We start from the raw sequence: 2,532 nt of genomic DNA on the forward strand, positions 1-2,532 counted from the left end.
GCTTTCAAGTTAAAATAATTGTCTGCGTAATTATAAATGCTAACATTCTTAAAGTCGACCACAAAGTCAATGTCGCTTGTTTTAGTAAATTTATTTGTTAAAATTGAACCAAAAACATACAATCTTGATACTTTATGTTTATCACAAATGTTTTTTATCTTATCAATATTTCGATCAAGGAGATTCATACTTCAAATTTACATCCTTTTTTTCAAATTGCTATGTTCTTTTTACATATTATTCTATTGGTTGCGCACAACGAGCAGGGCTATACAAAGTTGTGGAATTTTCACACAGTTAAAATTCCACCGTAAACCCTACGATTGATAAAAGTAATAACTTTTCTTTAAACTACCAAACAACAACTATTTTGTATAGCCTTTGTTAGCGGGTCGTTGTTCTTCTTTTGTCCTACCAATCCCATACTCCGTTGTAGTTATACGTTTCAAATTTTGGTCGCTTTGGTGCAAATTGAATTGATACCACAATCTTATTATTTAGTCTATCAACCATTGTCTGGATTTGATAAGTTGTTTTGAGTTGTTCCGTACGTCTTTCTTCAAATTTTTTCTCCCCATTCTCCTGAACTACACAACCGTGTGACCATATTTGCCTTTTGTCGTAAGGTAGTTCTTGAGTTGCTTTAAGTTTTGAATAATTGTCAATAAGTGGAAGTAGTGTGGTAAAATATGTTACGTTTTTTGAATACCAAATTAAAAATCCGTCATAAATTGTTTTTGGTTCTTTATAAAGTCCGTTTACATAAATGCTTTTAGGAATACTGTCAGACTTAATGAAATATCTTTCAGTAATTTTTGAAGTTGTGTCAGAATAACAAAATGTTTCTTCTATAAAGGCATAGTCAAAATTTGAGGTGTCAATTCGCGTCAACCATTCAGCATTCTTCCTGTTTTCCAGAATGCTGTCAAAATAATGTTGTTGGTCAGCAGGCAATAGTTTGATATGCTTTAATGTCAACGAGTCAATAGTCAATGAGAAACTCTGTCCATTGATTGTCAATGAACAAATTGTCAAAATTAATATGGTAATGGTCTGTTTCACACAATGCCCGCTAACGTTTTGGCTAAACTGCGTTTTAATGCAGTTTAGGTTTTGTTATATTTAGTTGTTTTTAATCACACCAATACCAAAACAATTTTGATTCCAATCTTTTACAAATTCTTGATATTCATAATTCTGTTTGACCTCATTCCAAAATCTATGAACATCACAATTTGAACCTTTATGCACAACGATGTCATGAAGAGCAATTATTCCATTTTTCTTAACAAGGGTTCGATATTTTTCAAAGTCTTTTTTTACCCCGTCATAAGTGTGATCACCGTCAATAAACAAATAATCTATTTCCCTTCCATTTAAAAGAGACTTTACTTTTTCAAAAGTTTGCTCAGAATGAGAATCTTCTCTGATTAATTCAATTGTTTGATTCGCTTTTGCGAACGACTTGTAAATAGGTATTTTCCAATCAGGATATCCTCCCCCAAATTCTCCTCCTGGCAAATCTATTGAAATAATTAAAGCATTATCAGCTGCTAGTCGAGTAGACATAAACAAAGTCCCTCCATTTGCTGTTCCAATTTCAACAATGGTTTTTGGAATTAGTTTTTCAATTTCACCTGCTAACAAAATCAATTCTTCTTTGAACTGCCAAGGAGTAATTAATTCGGCTTTTTTTGAAAAAAGGAATCTTATTGTTTCTTCACTGTCTCTTAATTCTAGTGTCTCTATTTCACTCACTAATCTTTTGAACCCTCTTTTTATCAAGAATTTTGAAATGTATTTTTTCATGTTTTTTTAATTAAATATAACATATGCCGTTAAAAGAAGTTTTTGGCGAAGCCAAAAATTTGGAGAAATTTCGCAGGAATTTCTCTTTTAACGGCTGTTAGGCGTCCCGAGCGTAAGCGAGAGCCTGCAAGGCGTGGCAAAATTACGAAGTAATTTTGAATTGGTTGGCAGTATTATAATCTTTCCCATTCTTCTATTGGTCCAGGAACTATGATGAATATAGAATTTACCTCAATATTTTTAGTATGTTTTATCTTTTGATATTGTTCAATGTCTCTATTTTTAAGCTTGTTTAATAAATGTTTAAACTCAAATTCAACTTGTCCTGAAGTGACAGTAATTTTATCGTTTATTTCAGAAAATTTTATCTTGTTTTTATCAAAATTGTATCCTCTTCTTTCAGCCTCTTTATATACATCAAATAAATACGCATTGATAGCTTCCAGTGGTTTTTTATGATTTTTAAAACGGTTTAGTTGAGGATGGTTTTTGTATCCTTTAGTTTTGCCTTCTAAAACCTTTTTCGCCAGCAACCCCTCTCTCCATAAGGATACTAAACCTTTAGTGTCTAAATATTTTGGGTGAATTGTCCATAATCTCATCTTGGCACCTACTAGTTCAATATAAAAATAAAAAAGTTAAGAATTGTTGCAAAACTGACCCACAATATATACAGTATTAAAAGAAGACCTGCTTCTCTTTTTATTCTATAAAATATTATAA

The 2,532-nt window shown here is 31.5% G+C and carries 5 protein-coding genes; all 5 read right to left on the reverse strand.

Annotation, left to right across the window (positions count from 1 at the left end; translation table 11 throughout):
* A partial coding sequence (locus tag D6734_08165; GenBank protein ID RMF94281.1) for a nucleotidyltransferase occupies positions 1–188 on the reverse strand: 188 nt, incomplete at its 3' end.
* A gap of 223 nt (positions 189–411) precedes the next feature.
* Complete coding sequence (locus D6734_08170; protein RMF94282.1) at positions 412–1,062, reverse strand: hypothetical protein; 651 nt, start codon at positions 1,060–1,062, stop codon at positions 412–414.
* Between the two features lie 60 nt (positions 1,063–1,122).
* A complete protein-coding gene (locus D6734_08175) occupies positions 1,123–1,809 on the reverse strand; it encodes a class I SAM-dependent methyltransferase (protein RMF94283.1) in 687 nt (228 codons plus the stop codon).
* A gap of 173 nt (positions 1,810–1,982) precedes the next feature.
* A complete protein-coding gene (locus tag D6734_08180) occupies positions 1,983–2,411 on the reverse strand; it encodes a hypothetical protein (protein RMF94284.1) in 429 nt (142 codons plus the stop codon).
* Between the two features lie 11 nt (positions 2,412–2,422).
* Positions 2,423–2,532 (reverse strand): tryptophan-rich sensory protein (locus D6734_08185; GenBank protein RMF94285.1); only part of this gene is annotated, 110 nt, incomplete at its 5' end.

Source organism: Candidatus Schekmanbacteria bacterium (assembly GCA_003695725.1).
Taxonomy (GTDB): domain Bacteria; phylum Schekmanbacteria; class GWA2-38-11; order GWA2-38-11; family J061; genus J061.